The 16237-nt window shown below is 38.9% G+C and carries 15 protein-coding genes and 1 pseudogene; 9 read left to right on the top strand and 7 right to left on the bottom strand.

What is annotated here, in order from left to right:
- The first annotated feature begins 7 nt into the window (after window positions 1–7).
- Both NSQ61_RS06910 and NSQ61_RS06905 read left to right on the top strand, forming a co-directional pair.
- Window positions 8–868: a DUF421 domain-containing protein gene (locus NSQ61_RS06910; protein ID WP_066246610.1), complete on the top strand. Its 861-nt coding sequence runs from the start codon at window positions 8–10 to the stop codon at window positions 866–868.
- 16 nt (window positions 869–884) lie between these two features.
- Entirely contained in the window at window positions 885–1796 is a 912-nt protein-coding gene (locus NSQ61_RS06905) for an NAD(P)/FAD-dependent oxidoreductase (protein WP_340806463.1), read from the top strand.
- Window positions 1797–2275: 479 nt separating this feature from the next.
- Here the strand turns inward: NSQ61_RS06905 and NSQ61_RS06900 are convergent.
- Window positions 2276–3052: pseudogene (locus NSQ61_RS06900) on the bottom strand (DMT family transporter).
- On the opposite strand from NSQ61_RS06900, the gene NSQ61_RS06895 reads away from it, so the two are divergent.
- The 3 genes from NSQ61_RS06895 to ilvD all read left to right on the top strand — a co-directional run bounded on the left by NSQ61_RS06895 (window position 3042) and on the right by ilvD (window position 6522).
- Entirely contained in the window at window positions 3042–3251 is a 210-nt protein-coding gene (locus tag NSQ61_RS06895; RefSeq protein ID WP_242009282.1) for a hypothetical protein, read from the top strand. The pseudogene NSQ61_RS06900 and the gene NSQ61_RS06895 sit on opposite strands and share 11 nt — an antisense overlap.
- A 651-nt stretch (window positions 3252–3902) precedes the next feature.
- Complete coding sequence (locus NSQ61_RS06890) at window positions 3903–4682, top strand: TIGR00266 family protein (RefSeq protein WP_063389744.1); 780 nt, start codon at window positions 3903–3905, stop codon at window positions 4680–4682.
- A gap of 163 nt (window positions 4683–4845) precedes the next feature.
- The gene (ilvD, locus tag NSQ61_RS06885; protein ID WP_063389594.1) at window positions 4846–6522 is read left to right on the top strand and encodes a dihydroxy-acid dehydratase; all 1677 of its coding nucleotides are present in this window, start codon (window positions 4846–4848) and stop codon (window positions 6520–6522) included.
- 481 nt (window positions 6523–7003) lie between these two features.
- Here the strand turns inward: ilvD and NSQ61_RS06880 are convergent, their stop codons facing one another.
- The 4 genes from NSQ61_RS06880 to NSQ61_RS06865 form a co-directional block, all read right to left on the bottom strand.
- Window positions 7004–8542, bottom strand: coding sequence for a solute symporter family protein (locus tag NSQ61_RS06880; protein ID WP_094245693.1), 1539 nt, complete (start codon window positions 8540–8542; stop codon window positions 7004–7006).
- Between the two features lie 20 nt (window positions 8543–8562).
- A complete protein-coding gene (locus tag NSQ61_RS06875) occupies window positions 8563–8895 on the bottom strand; it encodes a DUF485 domain-containing protein (protein ID WP_063389591.1) in 333 nt (110 codons plus the stop codon).
- A gap of 276 nt (window positions 8896–9171) precedes the next feature.
- The gene (gene msrA / locus NSQ61_RS06870; protein ID WP_094245694.1) at window positions 9172–9699 is read right to left on the bottom strand and encodes a peptide-methionine (S)-S-oxide reductase MsrA; all 528 of its coding nucleotides are present in this window, start codon (window positions 9697–9699) and stop codon (window positions 9172–9174) included.
- A gap of 54 nt (window positions 9700–9753) precedes the next feature.
- Window positions 9754–10074 (bottom strand): hypothetical protein, encoded by a 321-nt coding sequence (locus NSQ61_RS06865; protein WP_130157230.1) that lies wholly within the window; start codon window positions 10072–10074, stop codon window positions 9754–9756.
- Window positions 10075–10626: 552 nt separating this feature from the next.
- On the opposite strand from NSQ61_RS06865, the gene NSQ61_RS06860 reads away from it, so the two are divergent.
- Window positions 10627–11361: an SDR family NAD(P)-dependent oxidoreductase gene (locus NSQ61_RS06860; protein WP_066246619.1), complete on the top strand. Its 735-nt coding sequence runs from the start codon at window positions 10627–10629 to the stop codon at window positions 11359–11361.
- 147 nt (window positions 11362–11508) lie between these two features.
- Window positions 11509–12849, top strand: a complete 1341-nt coding sequence (locus NSQ61_RS06855; RefSeq protein ID WP_063389603.1) for an MATE family efflux transporter — start codon at window positions 11509–11511, stop codon at window positions 12847–12849.
- A 24-nt stretch (window positions 12850–12873) separates the two neighbouring features.
- Here the strand turns inward: NSQ61_RS06855 and NSQ61_RS06850 are convergent, their stop codons facing one another.
- Entirely contained in the window at window positions 12874–13503 is a 630-nt protein-coding gene (locus tag NSQ61_RS06850; protein WP_144597011.1) for an NUDIX hydrolase, read from the bottom strand.
- Between the two features lie 151 nt (window positions 13504–13654).
- Between NSQ61_RS06850 and NSQ61_RS06845 the strand changes: the two genes are divergently transcribed.
- Both NSQ61_RS06845 and NSQ61_RS06840 read left to right on the top strand, forming a co-directional pair.
- Window positions 13655–13798 carry a hypothetical protein gene (locus tag NSQ61_RS06845; protein ID WP_158640157.1) on the top strand — a complete coding sequence of 48 codons (144 nt, stop codon included), beginning with the start codon at window positions 13655–13657 and terminating at the stop codon, window positions 13796–13798.
- A 317-nt stretch (window positions 13799–14115) separates the two neighbouring features.
- A complete protein-coding gene (locus tag NSQ61_RS06840; RefSeq protein WP_063389587.1) occupies window positions 14116–15306 on the top strand; it encodes an MFS transporter in 1191 nt (396 codons plus the stop codon).
- A 37-nt stretch (window positions 15307–15343) separates the two neighbouring features.
- Here NSQ61_RS06840 and NSQ61_RS06835 read toward each other — a convergent pair whose 3' ends face one another.
- Window positions 15344–16201, bottom strand: coding sequence for a TetR/AcrR family transcriptional regulator (locus NSQ61_RS06835; protein ID WP_063389586.1), 858 nt, complete (start codon window positions 16199–16201; stop codon window positions 15344–15346).
- Between the last annotated feature and the right edge of the window lie 36 nt (window positions 16202–16237).

Here is a 16237-nt window from a genome sequence, read left to right as displayed (position 1 = left end):
GATGAACATGCCAGAGTGGGTTGAAGTCATTATTCGTTCACTTGCCATAATAGCTGGATTATTTTTCATTTCCAAACTATTGGGAAAAAAACAGCTTTCCAAGCTTTCCTTTTTTGAATACGTCGTCGGCATTACCATTGGTGACATTGCCGGGACACTGTCAATGGATACGAATTTAAATTTAACAAACGGTATTATCAGCATTGCCATATGGGTGATGATTCCGGTTATTATTTCATTCATTTCCATGAAAAGTCCGTCGTTTCAGCAATTTATTGAAGGAAAACCGACCGTTTTTATTAAAAACGGAAAAATCATGGAGGAAAATTTAAAGAAAGAAAAATATCCTTTGGCCGCTTTGTTGGAACAATTGAGGAAAAATAATGTCCATCATGCCAGTGATGTGGAATTTGCTATTTTGGAAACTACTGGTGAACTGAGTATTTTGCTAAAAAAAGAAAAACAGCCTATAACGGTAGGAGATATCAAAACGAACGTTGCCCCTGTTAAAGAACCGCAAACCGTCATAATGGACGGAAAAATTATGGACGAAGCTCTTTCAACGACCGGTTTGAATCGAAGATGGCTGAAAGAAAAACTCGATCAATTAGGAGTCGCCGTCGAGAATGTTTTTTTAGCCCAAGTCGATTCATATGGACAACTCACTGTTGATTTATATGATGATAAAGTAAAAGTGCCTGAACCTGTTGAAAAACAGCTTCTTCTTTCATCCCTTAAAAAAGTGGAGGCAGATTTTGAATTATACGCTCTGCAAACTGAAAATACGGAAGCGAAAAACATGTATATAAAAAATAGAAAAAAAATAGCTGAAATGATCAAAACATTAACGCCTTTTTTGCAAGGTTGACTGAAAGGGTGGAAAAGTGAAAACATACGATTGCATCATTGTTGGCGGCGGGATCGCCGGTTTATCTGCGGCCATTATGCTTGGAAGGTATAAACATAATGTTTTAGTCATCGACAAGATGAACGGAAGATCGACGCTATGCAGAAGCTATCATAATTTGTTAGGGTGGCCTGACGGGGTAAGCGGACAGACACTGCGTACTCTTGGAAGAGAACATGCAGAAAAATACGGAGTAAAATTTTTGAAAAAGCTGGCAGCAAAAGTCGAAAAGCAAGGAAAAGATTTCCTTATCGAAACGGACGATCGCAGCATATACAAAACAAAAAAATTGCTGATTGCAACAGGGGTTACCGACCGCATACCAGAAGTGCTGTCAGAAATAAAGCATTGTTTAGGCATTTCGGTATATGTTTGCCCTGATTGCGATGGATATGAAGTAGATGGGAAATCGGTCATTGTAATGGGGGCAGGAAAAGCAGGAGCGAAGCTGGCTCTCTCACTAACGTACTGGACGAAAGACATTCAGTACGTGAATCATGATGGAGAAGAAATTAATGCTGCATTAAAAAATGAACTTTCTAATAAAAATATCGAATACATAAAAGAACGGTTAACGAAAGTGATGAGAGACGGTGAATGGTTTAAGGGAGTTGAATTGGAAAGCGGAAGACGCCTTTTCGCGGATAGAGGCTTCCTCGGATTTGGCGGCAATCGCGTTCATTCAGATCTTGCCGCTCAGCTCGGCGCCGAGCGATTAGAAAATAAGCATCTAGTCATCCATGCATGGACGAAAGAAACGAGCGTCCAAAATGTTTGGGCAGCCGGAGACGTTGCGGCTCACTCGGAACAAGCTGCAATCGCAATGGGGGATGGAATCCAAGCAGCGATTTGGATTCATAAACGGCTTTTAGAGGAACAACGGACTTGATGTTGATTGATAGATCTGAAAATTCCGAGCTGTTCAGGGCTCCATTATTTTGCCGATTTTACGACCGTAAAAGTTATCGACAAAGAATGACGAGCAATTTAGGAGCGAATGCTCGGATTTGTCTTGAATTAGTATTGGAAAAAGTTAACTGAATAAAGCTAGGAGGGGGAGGACATCAATTGTTTTGAGCGCTGGAAGTTTCGATGCCCTACTTTATGTTGACATGAAGATATTTATGATTACAGCCTTTCAAGGCTGCAGAGAAAGTAAATGTGATCAAATAAGTGAGAATCCGAAAATGGAAGTTCTGCACATGATAGGGATTGAGCATTTGTTTTTGGCGAAAAAGCTCTCTTCAATCTTTAATTTTTTTACGATGAAGGCTCAGATGTTTTCAACTAAAGCCCCGAATTGTTGAAGTGTATGTTTCACATACTATTCTCCAGCTTTACATAGGAATTTTTATCAAAGACAAGAAATCATTCTATATTATTTGCACGATAAGATTCATTTGCAGCTGCTTTCCTTTGTTGAAGTAAAAATAAAAATACACCTAATAAAACAAAGAAGCCGCCTGCAATCTGCAAACCGACAACAGTTTCACCTAATAGGATTGCCGCTAAAATTGTAGCTCCTTTAGGTTCAAATAAAACACTCATCGAGATAGTGGCTGAGTTTACATACTTTAATAAAAAATTATATATTACATGGGCGATTGTAGGGACTATTGCCAGCAACAAAAAAAATTCCCCATTCCTTTGAATCATAACCGCTGATGGGTACATTCGCAAAAAGGTTTAAATCGTTAAAGTAACTGCAAAAAAACTGTAAATCCAATGAGAAATCAGCTTTACCGTATTTTGTCCGATTAATAAATAACAAACAATTGCCAAAACACTTAAAAATATCACCAATAATGACTGATTGGCGATTAAGCCCAAAATCACCCCATCCAACCATAACTACTCCTATAATTGAAATCACGATAGCGATTAAAGTTGAAATAGTTGTTCTTTCTTTGCAAATTAAAAATCCTCCTAACAAAGCGACTATAGAACTGCAAAGAAAGTATTATCGTCGAACTGGCCACTGTTGTCAGTTTCAAAGATTCAAACCACAAAGCAAAATGTAAGGCTAGAAAAACACCTGCAGCTAATAAAATCAGCCATTCCTTTTTGGAAATCTTACTAAACTCTTTCCTATTTACATAGATTATTTGGCAACAATAATATAGAGGCTAAATACATGGGATACATACTTAGTATAGTTGCCGATGCTACCGACCACCTGGCGAAGATTGCTGCAAAGGAAATGGCAATTACAGAAATGATCAGCAGAAATCCAACCGTTTTTTCATTTTTCCTCATTTGGGTTCAATGCACATTCTCATACGATTACGATACTGTAGAAAGCCGCTTAATACTAATAAAATCACGGGCAACAGTATACCTATGAAGTAGAAACTGTTTATCGGTATTATCTAAAATTTCTCAAATTGCTTCTGCGAAATTATTTCAGCAGCGATCCAGAACGAATATTCCATATCCAGTGATGTTAGTTTATTCGAAAATCTATTACTCAGATAATTTCATCAATAAACTTTTATATTATCTTTATAAACTGGTCAGCCCTGTATGAACTGTTCGAGCTGTACCAATACCTCGTTAGTTTTTTCGGATTTAGAGGCTGATTTTCTCGCTCCTAAATCGATAAAATTCGATCAAATTCTGTTTTGCTTTTTTAAAGGATAAATCCTATATAAACAGGATGTTTGATCAAACTTTCAATTTTATATAAGACGATTATTTATCAAACTTTATTTTACATCTGCATTTTGCAAATGAAGTAGATATATCGTTTAACTGAGCAGCCGTTAATCCTTTGGCTTTTTTGCTGCAAGCAATTCTTTTTCCTTGCCTAGGACAAAACATTCATATTGCACCGAAGCCCGATTGAAAAAAGAAATCGAACGGATTGCTCAAAGTGGTATTATGCACTGGTTCTATGGTCATAGAGATTCTTAAAAAAATTATGGCAATATGGATGAAAAAGAGCTATGATGAGTATATTACATATTCAAAAAATTACAATTATTGGGGTGAAACTATGGTCGCTCATGAAATTGAATACAAACTTCATGGAGACGATATGCAATTTGTCGAAATTGAACTTGATCCTGGCGAAAGCGCCATAGCAGAAGCCGGCGCCATGATGATGATGGACGATGGTATTGAAATGGAAACAGTATTTGGTGACGGAAGTAATCAATCAAAAGGTTTATTAGGTAAACTTGTTGGCGCAGGGAAGCGTTTGATTACTGGAGAAAGCTTATTTATGACAGTGTTTACAAATCATCAGATGGAAAAAAAACATGTTTCCTTTGCCGCTCCGTATCCCGGAAAAATTATTCCGCTTGATTTAAAGGAATTCGGCGGGAAGGTCATTTGTCAAAAGGATTCATTTCTTTGCGCTGCAAAAGGGGTTTCCGTCGGAGTTGAATTTCAACGGAAATTAGGGACAGGATTTTTCGGCGGTGAAGGGTTTATTATGCAGAAGCTTGAGGGAGATGGATTAGCTTTTCTTCATGCAGGCGGAACGATTATCCAGAAGGATTTGCTCCCAGGAGAAAAACTTAAAATTGATACAGGCTGTTTAGTAGCAATGACAAAAGATGTTGATTACAATATCGAATTTGTCGGCAAAGTGAAAACGGCATTCTTTGGCGGCGAAGGTCTGTTTTTCGCAACCGTACGTGGACCGGGTTCTGTTTGGGTGCAATCATTGCCCTTCAGCCGTTTAGCTGACAGAGTTTTGGCCGCGCAAAGTGGAGGCAAAGATGAAGGCAGCATTTTAGGCGGAATTGGGGATTTGTTTGATGGAGATTGATTATTTGCAATGACAAGAGGAAGCGGCGCATACGATTCCTCTTTTTTTTAATGAAAAAGGCCATAATAAAAACCTTTGTGAAAAAAATAAAATAGTAGTATAATATTTAAATATTAAAATTAATTGAAAATTAAAAAAGGAATTAAAAGCGGGGGGATTTATTTTGGCGCAATTACGCAGCAACATGATCAAGAAAGGGTTTGACCGTGCACCGCATCGAAGCTTGTTGCGCGCAGCTGGTGTAAAAGAAGAAGATTTTGATAAACCGTTTATTGCGGTTGTTAATTCATATGTGGACATTATTCCAGGCCATGTTCACTTACAAGAATTTGGAAAGCTTGTAAAAGAAGCGATTCGCGAAGCTGGCGGCGTGCCATTTGAATTTAATACGATCGGTGTCGATGACGGAATTGCAATGGGGCATATCGGCATGCGCTATTCACTGCCAAGCCGAGAAATTATTGCTGATTCTGTTGAAACAGTCGTCAATGCACACTGGTTTGACGGCATGGTCTGCATTCCGAACTGCGACAAAATTACGCCTGGTATGTTGATGGCAGCTATGAGGATTAACATTCCGACGATTTTTGTCAGCGGAGGACCGATGGCTGCCGGAAGAACAAGCGACGGCCGGAAAATTTCCCTATCTTCAGTTTTTGAAGGAGTAGGAGCTTATCAATCAGGAAAAATAGATGAAAACGGATTAAAAGAACTTGAAATGTACGGCTGTCCGACTTGCGGATCTTGTTCAGGCATGTTTACAGCAAACTCAATGAACTGTTTGTCTGAAGCATTAGGTTTGGCCCTGCCTGGGAACGGAACGATTTTAGCTGTTTCGCCTGAACGGAAAGAACTTGTCAAACAAACGGCAAAACAATTAATGAAATTGATCGAAATGGATTTAAAACCTCGTGATATTGTGACGGAAAAAGCAATTGATAACGCATTTGCTTTAGATATGGCGTTAGGCGGTTCGACCAACACGGTCTTGCATACTTTAGCCCTTGCCAATGAAGCAGGCGTTGATTATCCGCTTGAACGGATCAATGAAGTGGCGGAAAGAGTGCCTCATTTAGCAAAGCTTGCGCCGGCATCTGATGTTCATATTGAAGATTTACATGCAGCTGGAGGAGTTTCCGCCGTATTAAATGAGTTGACGAAAAAAGAAGGAACTCTTCATTTAGACTGCATGACGGTAACAGGAAAAACGCTCGGTGAAAATATTGCCGGATGCGAAGTAAAAGATTACAACGTTATTCGCCCAATTGATAATCCGTTTTCTGAAAAAGGCGGACTTGCCGTATTATTTGGAAGCCTAGCTCCAGATGGCGCTATCATTAAAACAGGCGGCGTTCAAGGAGGAATCACTCATTTTGACGGCCCTGCCGTAATTTTTGATTCTCAAGAGGAAGCGCTTGAAGGAATTGCGAAAGGAAAAGTAAAAGAAGGGGATGTTGTCATCATTCGCTACGAAGGTCCTAAAGGAGGCCCGGGAATGCCTGAAATGCTTGCGCCGACATCACAAATTGTTGGGATGGGTCTTGGACCGAAAGTTGCTCTCATCACGGATGGACGTTTCTCCGGTGCATCCCGCGGTTTATCGATTGGCCACGTATCACCTGAAGCTGCGGAAGGCGGACCGATTGCCTTTGTAAAAGAAGGAGACCGTATTGTGATCGATATTGAAAAACGGACGATTGATGTGCATGTTAAAGAAGAGGAATGGAACAAACGAAAAGCGGAATGGAAAGGCTTTGAGCCAAAAGTGAAAACCGGTTACTTAGCTCGCTATTCCAAACTGGTTACATCTGCTAGCACAGGCGGCATTATGAAAATTTGACGTCACTAACCGCCCCCTTTTTCAAAAAATTAAAAATTGGACAGATTTTCCTATATTATTCATAGCTGCACATATTTCTAGAAAGACGCGACTGCCGCGTCTTGCTAGCATTTTTCAGATGATCTCACTTGATTTGGCGAATTTTTCTGATCCAATACTGCTGGAAAGATGAGGGGAAGCAACATACAGAAAGTGTGAAACAAAGATCTGCTCATCTCGTTTTGACGCATATAAAACAGAGAAAGGATTCAGAAGAAGCACGAGAACGGATTGTTTTTTTCATTATGAAATTATGAAAGCCCATTTTTTAATGATTTCAAATGGGCTTTTTCATGTTTTAAAGTTGAAGGGGGCTGTCCAGAAAGTCAAATCGCCATTGAAAACAACACCGATATATCAACGTTTCTAAAACATTAATGGGGGCGTCAATAAGCCGTAAAAACGACTTATCAGACACCCCCTTCATCTATTTTTCAAGCGCTTACATTTCGGCTTCTTTATATCCAGTATTGGCTTTAAACGTCACTTCAGCATATTTTTTCTCATCCCGCTTGGCGGAAACAAGCGTACCAATCAAACCACCGATAAAACCTGCTGGTACTGATATGAGCGCTGGGTTTGTCAGCGGGAAAATAGGATCGCCGACAAAAAAGGCTTTTCCAGCTTCAGGATGAATGACATTTGGGCTGATTGACACTAATACAATCGCTGTAATTAAACCAGCCAGCATGGCAGTGACCGCTCCGGCAGTGTTAAATTTTTTCCAATAAATCGTATAAACAATGACGGGCAAATTAGCGCTTGCTGCTACACAAAACGCAAGAGACACAAGAAATGCAACATTTAATGATTGAGCGCCAAGGGCTAGCAGGATTGAAAATGCGGCAACGCCTACAGAAGCCCATCTTGCAGCTAACACTTGCTGTCTTTCCGTAGCTTTTCCTTTTTTAATGATCTGTCCATAAATGTCGTGCGCGAATGCGGACGCACCAGACAAAACTAAACCTGCAACAACAGCTAATATTGTTGCAAAAGCTACTGCAGAAACAAAGGACATTAAGAAATCTCCTCCAAGTGCTTTCGCAAGCAGCGGCGCCGCCATATTTCCAGCAGGATTTTCGGCTATAATCGTTTCTGAACCGACAAATTTGGCTGCACCGAATCCTAAGAAGATTGTCATGACATAAAAGATTCCGACAACCCAAGTTGCATTAACTACTGACGCACGTGCAGTTTGTGCATCTTTAACGGTAAAAAAGCGCATTAATATGTGAGGAAGCCCTGCCGTTCCCAACACTAAGGCAAGCATCATTGAAAGTAAATCGAGCGGATTTTTAAATACAATTCCTGAATGTAAATAGTTTTCACCGTGTGGAGTCGCTTGTGACATCTCGTTAAACATGCCAACGATATTAAAGTTAAATTTCAATAAAACAAGGAATGAAATAATGACCGTTCCTGCCATAAGCAATACAGCCTTTATGATTTGCACCCAGCTAGTTGCAGTCATTCCACCAAATAATACGTAAATGGTCATCATGACTCCAACGATCAATACGGCGATCCAATACTCAATCCCCAATAACAATTTAATGAGTGCACCTGCACCAACAAGCTGTGCGATCATATAAAATATAACAATTGTGATGGAACTAAGAGCAGCTGTTGCACGGACTTTTCTTTCACTGAATCTTGAGTTGATCATATCTGCGAGTGTATATTTTCCTAAATTTCTGAGAGGCTCTGCAACGATGAATAGAACGAAGAGATATGCGGTTAAATAGCCGATGCTGTAGTAGAAACCATCAAATCCATTCAATGCGATGGCGCCTGCGATACCAAGAAATGATGCGGCTGATAAATAGTCTCCAGCTATCGCAAGTCCATTTTGCCACCCAGTCAAGCCTCCGCCGGCTGTATAAAATTCGTTTGCGGTTTTTGTTCTTTTTGCAGCCCAATACGTGATATATAACGTGACTAAAAGGATGATTAAAAACAGAATAAATGCTGGTACACTCATGAAAGTGCAGCCCCCTTATTTTATTTTATATTTTCTTCAATAATTTCTTCCGCCAATTGGTCAAATGTTTCCGCTTTTTTTACATACATCGTAGCGAACACCCAAACCATGACAAAAAGACCAAGCGAATAGAGCCACGTCCATGTAATCCATCCGATTGCTTTATGCTCCAAGATGGATGTATAACCCGTGAGAATCGGCAATAAAAAGTAAGTGATGAGAAAAACGATTATAATGGGTACAATAAAATTCCGCTTTTTTTGAATCAACTGTTGAAATTTGCTCGTTGCAACAATTTTCTCATAATCGAGAATGCGCTCCCCCTGTTCTTTCTCCTTTCCGAATGTTTCCATTGTACCATCCCCTTTCTTTGGTAATATTCGTAATTTTTTGTCAATTACAATAATAAGTTATGCTAAAAAAATAGTCAATCATTTTTGTAAAACGTTTTCAAAATTTCGTTTGTAACATTTTGGAAGTGAGAGGCTGCATTGACACACAAAATGGAATCGTTTACACAAATGCGTTTGGATGTCCGGAAATCAGGAAGCTGAATGAATGCATAATCAGTGATGGCCATTCAAAAAAACAGTAAAATCTATTGTAAGATTTTACTGTTTCAATCATTTTTATTTCCAATGCTTTCGCAAAAATTCATCCCGTCCGGAAATTTCCCGATCTTTTTTGTATGCTTCTGGATTTTTTTGATAAAAATTTTGATGATATTCTTCTGCTGGGTAAAATGGCGCAGCCGGTAAAATTTTGGTTACGATCGGTTTATTGAATTTTCCGCTTTTGGCTAAGGCGAGTTTAGATTGTTCTGCCAGCGTTTTTTGCTCATTTGAATGATAGAAAATGGCTGTCCTGTACTGACTGCCTCTGTCGTGGAATTGTCCGCCGTCATCGGTCGGATCGATTTGCTGCCAATAAATTTCAAGGAGCTTATCATATGGGAACACCGTTGGGTCAAATTCGATTTGTACCGCTTCATAATGCCCAGTTGTCCCTGTTTTGACCTGTTCATAAGTAGGATTTTCAACATGCCCGCCCGTATAACCAGAAATGACTTTCTCAATGCCGTCCCACTGGTCAAAAGGTTTTACCATGCACCAAAAACAGCCTCCGGCGAATGTTGCTTTCTCTAGCTTCTTCTCCAATTTCTTCACTCCTGGTCCAGTTAGAATGAGTTAAAGTTTAATAATATCATAAAGTTAATGGCAAATCCCGAGATTAAACAGTAAAATTTTAAATTGCCCAGCGATAATAGCTATCCATAAAATGGAGGCTATAGAATAGATCGTGGTTCGTTTTCTAAAATTTTTATATTTCAAGATAAAAAATGCCGCTACTGATACGATGGAAAAGAAAACAGTTAAACCTAACATTCCGACAAATGGAGTAGACCAATAATAATTGTTAAAAATCGGGATGATGATTGTTGGTGTGTAAAACTTTGACAGCGAATAGATGCCAAACAGCCATGAGATAATCATGAAAACAAAGATGGAAACAGTTGTCAATTTAATTGCCAAAGGTATCTCCTTTCTGACTTTTATTCCGATCTGTTTAATTGTATTTTATGTATGCTGCACGTTGTTGTCAATTGATTAAGTTTATAAATGATATAATAAATGAGTGAGCTATCTAAAAGCGACTAAATTGAAGAAATGTAAAAATCTGTAGCCGAAAAAAGGCAATACAAAAAAATTAATTCGCTTCCGTTTAGGCGAGTAGAGTGGATCTTTTTATATCAGGCTGCGTGTCTTCTGAGCTAACAGTCAATCTTTTTCAAGGGGGACTCTTTTTTCGATTTAGGGGAGGGGAAGGTTGCAAGCTTCCAGCTTTGCAGCCAGATTGAACTAGTAGCTCGAACACAAGATGGTGAAACCAACCTTTTAAGCAGCCGAAGCTAAAAGGAGGGAAAAAGCTTGCATAAAAGATCTTTAGACGGTTTCTGCGTTCAACGAAAAAAGTCTATCTTTAAATGAAAATTTTCAATATTGTGGGGCTGACCCTGTTATTTCCAACGGAAGTAATCGAAAACAAGAGCAGGATTTTAAAAAACGATAAGAGGAGGAATCGACATGGTCTTTGCAGGAAAAACAGTCATTATAACCGGCGGTGCACAAGGGATCGGGAAAGCGATCGTTTCCGCCTATGCAAAAGAAGGAGCAACAGTTGTGATAGCGGATGTGAATGAACAAAAAGGAAAGGAAACAGCTGAGGAATATGGAGCGACGTTTATCAAAACGGATGTCAAAAATCATAAGGACGTCATCAAATTAATAGAAACGGTCAAACATACAACGGGAAGAATCGATATTGTGATTAACAATGCAGGTGTTTCAAGATTTAAATCTCTTTATGAGCTAACGGTTGAAGAATGGGATGACATATTACAAACAAATCTTCGCAGCGTATTTTTATTTGCAAAGGAATCTGCAAAATATATGCGAGAAAATGAAAGGGGAGGTTCGATCATTAATATTGCTTCAACAAGAGCGTTCATGTCTGAAAAAGATTCGGAAGCGTACGCTGCGTCTAAAGGCGGCATCGTTGCTTTAACACACGCTTTAGCTATTTCATTGGGGGAAGACAAAATCAGAGTCAATTGTATAAGCCCCGGCTGGATTGAAACGAACAACTATGAACTGCTTACTGAGCGCGATCATCTACAGCATCCTGCAAAGCGAGTCGGAAAACCGGATGATATTGCCAGAGCGTGTTTGTTTTTAACTCATCCCGACAACGATTTTATTACGGGAGAAAATATTATTATTGACGGCGGCATGACGAAAAAAATGATATATGAAGAATAAATCTTGATAAAAGGTAAGGAAGCAAGAGAGCCCCATTCGTTCAAAAAAAGCTCTCAGCAGGACGTGGTCGTAAATCCTTCACCGAGCGGCACTTTGCTTATTCGAAGGCTGCGTCAATGTAAGATGAAAGAAAAAGGTGATTCTTGGATGAAACAGACGGATTACTCAGAAGGAAATATTTTAAAGCAGCTCATCACTTTTTCCTCGCCTATTTTATTAACGAACTTGCTTCAAGTTTCTTATCAAATAATTGACAGTTTATGGGTTGGAAACTTGCTGGGGGCTCGTGCATTAGGGGTGGTGTCTCTCTCTGGAACTGTCATTTTCACAATTCTTTCTTTCATAATCGGGATCAACCAAGCAACATTAACGATTTTGTCCCAATTAAAAGGAAAACGCGATGAACAAGGGTTGAAACGGTATGTGAATGCCTTTGTTGTCACGCTGTTTATATTATCGATTTTGCTTGGAGTTTTTGGATTTATTTTTGCCGAACGGATTTTATTTTTGCTTGGAACACCTGACAGTTTAGTTGCAGATGCATCCTTATACTTGCGAATTAATTTTCTTGGAATTATTTTCTTATTCGGCTACAATTTTGTGGCGACATTGATGCGTGCGCTTGGAGAAAGCAAAGCCCCGGTTTATTTTGTTGTTTTGGCTGTTCTTTTAAATGCCGCTTTAGATCCATTATTTATTTCTGGATTTCAATTCGGCATAGCCGGAGCGGCTTATGCAACAGTGATTTCCCAAGGGATCGCCTTTTTATTCGGAATATATTTGGCGATTCATTACAAATTAGTTCCTTTTACATGGCCGCGTATGCCGAAAAAAGAAGAAGTTTCTCTTATTTTAAAAATCGGGGTTCCGTCCGGCATGCAAATGATGGTCATTTCCGCTGGAGTGACGGCGATCATGAGCGTTGTAGCTAGTTTTGGCGAAGACGCGCTGGCCGGATTCGGCGCTGCTCAGAGGCTCGATAATATTATCTTGCTTCCCGCAATGGCCCTCGGAACTGCTGTCAACAGCTTGGCAGGCATAAACATTGGTGCAAATCGATGGGATCGAGTTTATAAAATTGCTCAATATGGATTGATGTATAATTTAGCTATTATGGTTTTGATATCATTGCTAATTCTCTTTTTCGCCCGTTTTGGTGTGGAATTATTTATCCAGGAGGAAGAAGCGGTGCAATTTGGTGTGAATTATTTAAAAATCGTCGCTTTCTTCTATCCGTTTCTTGGCATCAATTTTGTGTTAAACGGTGTTGTTCGTGGATCTGGTGCGATGATGCAAGTCTTAATTTTAAACATCATCTCGTTTTGGGTGCTGCGTTACCCGCTCACATACCTTTTTTCCAATTGGATCGGCGAAGACGGCATCGGTGTCGGAATGGGCGTCAGCTTTGTTATTTCCAGCTTATTCGCCTTTTTATATTTTAGGCTCGGCGGGTGGAGGAAAAAAGAATTGTTTCACGGTACAGCTTAAATAAACAGCCATCCCATAAAACTATTATAGGGATGGCTCGCTCTTTAGCATATCGATAAAATAGTAGATCATCCGGGCTGTCAGCCCCCAAATCACTTTATCTTTATAATAATAAAAATGTTCTTCTATTTTCGGTGAATTCCATTTATATTTTTTTCCCCCGATGATGCTTTCATAAGGAAAATTTTCTTCAGGTTCTGCCCGAAAATGAACTTCATAAATTTCTGGCTTCGTTTCTAAAAAGAATTGAAAAGGAACTGTAAATACTTCGCCGACTTCGTCTTTGTTTGGCTCTAACGAAGCGTCAGGATCGATCATGCCAACAAAAGGATAAACAACCGTTCCGTAGGCAGTCATCACATAATCAAGCGGATATACATGCTGAATCATATCGGCTGAAATACCTAGCTCTTCTGATGTTTCGCGAATAGCTGTATGTTTTGCATCGTGATCGGTCGGCTCAACTTTCCCACCTGGAAAACAAATCTCGCCGGGCTGCCTTTTTAATTTTTTGGCGCGTACTTCAAACAACAAATGAACTTCATCATTTATTCGCATAAACGGAAGCAATACCGCAAATTTTACTAAACGATCCATCCCAATTATCGTCGGATTATGATTTTTAACCTTCTTTATAATATCTTCGATCTCCATACTGTCACCTTCAATCTAACATAATCGATTAATTTCATTATAAATGAAAAACAGAACTGGTTGGCGAATGGCATGCATATTTTCGAATAAACGTAAAAAATTTCGCAACAATAAATAAGAAGATGATGATATATATGAGAGGTGAGCAAGAATGAAGTGGTTTAAAAACAAAAAACGTACACATGAACAAACGGAACTCGAAAGAAGAACGGATGTACATGACTTATATGAACCGTCCCGTGAAGCATATGGTCAAGCCTATAACGTAGAAGATGGGACAAAAAACAAAAAATAAAAATTTTATAGACAAAATGCTGTCTCCTATTCCTTTTTAAATGGCGAAGATCTACAGAATATATAAATGATTTCTGTGGATCTTTTTTAGTTGTTAAGGATTTCTCTGAAAGTAGAAATTTCAAGGAATTGTACCTTTTGCAATAAATGAAACGCTGCAAAGATGGTCTGAAATTGCGATTATAGGATTCATATGCCGATGGCACAATATTATGTTTCGTTTATAAAACAAAAAACATGACAATTATGTAAAATATGATATAGTTTACATATAACAAAACATATGTAAAGACATCAGAAAGAGGTGAAGTTGACAAGATGAAAGAGATGTCAACAAAAAAGCTATTAGGCATTGCGGGACTCGCATGGCTTTTTGATGCAATGGATGTCGGCATTTTATCTTTTATCATTGCCGCGTTAAAAGAAGATTGGAATTTGACGGCAGAACAAATGAGCTGGATCGGGAGCATCAACTCGATCGGCATGGCTGTAGGGGCATTTTTCTTCGGTCTCTTGTCAGACAAAATTGGCAGAAAAACTGTCTTTATTATCACATTATTGTTATTTTCGATCGGCAGCGGCCTGTCGGCTTTTACAACCACATTAGCAGTATTTTTGCTGTTAAGATTTTTTATCGGCATGGGGCTGGGGGGTGAATTGCCAGTAGCATCAACGCTAGTATCAGAAAGCTCGCCGACAAAGGATCGGGGAAGAATGGTCGTGCTGCTTGAAAGTTTTTGGGCTGCAGGATGGTTGATCGCGGCAATTATATCTTATTTTGTTATCCCTCAATTTGGCTGGCGTCTCGCCCTTATTTTAACAGCTCTTCCGGCTTTTTATGCGATTTATTTGCGCATGAAGCTTCCGGATTCAAAAAAATTCAAATCGATACAAACAAAATCAAATGTATGGAAAAATATCGCAGCTGTCTGGTCAAAAAAATATGTGAAACAAACAGCTGTACTTTGGGTGTTGTGGTTTTCTGTTGTTTTTTCTTATTACGGGATGTTTTTATGGCTTCCAAGCGTTGTGATGATGAAAGGCTACAGTTTAGTGCAAAGCTTTGAGTATGTTCTTATTATGACGATTGCACAGCTTCCGGGATACTTTAGTGCGGCGTGGCTCATTGAACGAATCGGTAGAAAATTTGTTCTTTCTCTTTATTTATTTGGCACTGCACTGAGCGCATTCTTTTTCGGATTTTCCGATACAACGGCAGAGCTTTTAATATCTGGAATCTTTTTATCATTTTTTAACTTAGGGGCTTGGGGAGCGCTTTATGCTTATACACCTGAGCTTTATCCAACAGAAATTCGCGGGACAGGTGCGGGAATGGCCGCATCGTTTGGAAGAATTGGTGGCATTTTCGGGCCTTTATTAGTTGGTTATTTAGCCGCTCTCAAAGTTTCCATGGTAGCCATTTTTTCAATTTTTTGCGCTGCCATTATTATTGGAGCATTAGCTGTTCTATTGTTTGGACAAGAAACAAAAGCGTTGGAGCTGGAGTAAAAATACAGCCTCTAAAGGAATTAAACCCTTTAGAGGCTCATTTAATTTGAAAATAATCAGCTAGTTGATTGGCCAAGTAGCGTAGTTCAGGATATTCATGGAGATTTGACAACATTCCTTTAATGACCGGAGTTCTTGGCTTTTCAGCCGTTATTTCAGCTTCTAACACTTCAATCGTAATGTTTAACTGTCCATCATCGATTATAGAACGGCTCATTTCTTTTATCTCATTTAAAATGTTCAACGGATGGCTAGGGGATTGAGGATGATTGAACATTTTGGTCATGATCTCAGCTGGAATGATGGGGTCATTTTGTTTTGCCAGCATTCCTTTGACTAAATCATCTGCTGTTTGCAAAATGTATTTTGCCAATTTTTCCTCATCTACTCTCACCCTATTTTCAAATATGAGGAACTGAATGAATGAAAAAAAGATTCCTTGAACGATAATGTTTACATCTGCTATATACTTATCAATTGACTTGCCGTAAATGTTTTTCAGATTGTTTGTTAAAAAATGAAAAAAATCGTTTCTTAGGTTTTGTAACAACGAATCAATTTTTTCATTATTTTCTTTTAAATTTTCATGCATCTGCGTAATAAATATTTCTTTATGCGCCAAAAATTCTTTTAATTGAACAGACAATTGTTTAATAAACCGCTCTTTTGGATCTTCGTAATTTGCCCCGATTTGCTCCGTTTTTTTCTTTAACTGACTAAAAAACTGCTCCAATAATTTAATTAACAGCTCGTCTTTTGACTTGAAATAAAAATAAAACGAACCTTTCGGAATGCCACATGCATTGGTAATTTCTTGGATGGAGGTGGAAGAAACGCCTTTTCGAGCAAACAGCTTCATCGCAGCTTCAATGATTAAACGTTCTTTTTCTTTCACATGAACATCCCCTTATTGTCGGAAAAAATTTTATTA

Source organism: Aeribacillus sp. FSL K6-1121, assembly GCF_038003725.1.
GTDB classification, from domain to species: Bacteria; Bacillota; Bacilli; order Bacillales; family Aeribacillaceae; genus Aeribacillus; species Aeribacillus composti.
Note: the sequence above shows the minus strand (reverse complement) of the source record. Positions and strands in the feature narration are given on the sequence as shown.

Coding starts and splice junctions, on each gene's coding strand:
- NSQ61_RS06910 (WP_066246610.1), top strand. CDS start 8: ATGCCAGAGTGGGTTGAAGTCATTATTCGTTCACTTGCCATAATAGCT.
- NSQ61_RS06895 (WP_242009282.1), top strand. CDS start 3,042: ATGGGATACATACTTAGTATAGTTGCCGATGCTACCGACCACCTGGCG.
- NSQ61_RS06890 (WP_063389744.1), top strand. CDS start 3,903: ATGGTCGCTCATGAAATTGAATACAAACTTCATGGAGACGATATGCAA.
- NSQ61_RS06880 (WP_094245693.1), bottom strand. CDS start 8,542: ATGAGTGTACCAGCATTTATTCTGTTTTTAATCATCCTTTTAGTCACG.
- NSQ61_RS06875 (WP_063389591.1), bottom strand. CDS start 8,895: ATGGAAACATTCGGAAAGGAGAAAGAACAGGGGGAGCGCATTCTCGAT.
- NSQ61_RS06860 (WP_066246619.1), top strand. CDS start 10,627: ATGGTCTTTGCAGGAAAAACAGTCATTATAACCGGCGGTGCACAAGGG.
- NSQ61_RS06855 (WP_063389603.1), top strand. CDS start 11,509: ATGAAACAGACGGATTACTCAGAAGGAAATATTTTAAAGCAGCTCATC.
- NSQ61_RS06850 (WP_144597011.1), bottom strand. CDS start 13,503: ATGGAGATCGAAGATATTATAAAGAAGGTTAAAAATCATAATCCGACG.
- NSQ61_RS06845 (WP_158640157.1), top strand. CDS start 13,655: ATGAAGTGGTTTAAAAACAAAAAACGTACACATGAACAAACGGAACTC.
- NSQ61_RS06840 (WP_063389587.1), top strand. CDS start 14,116: ATGAAAGAGATGTCAACAAAAAAGCTATTAGGCATTGCGGGACTCGCA.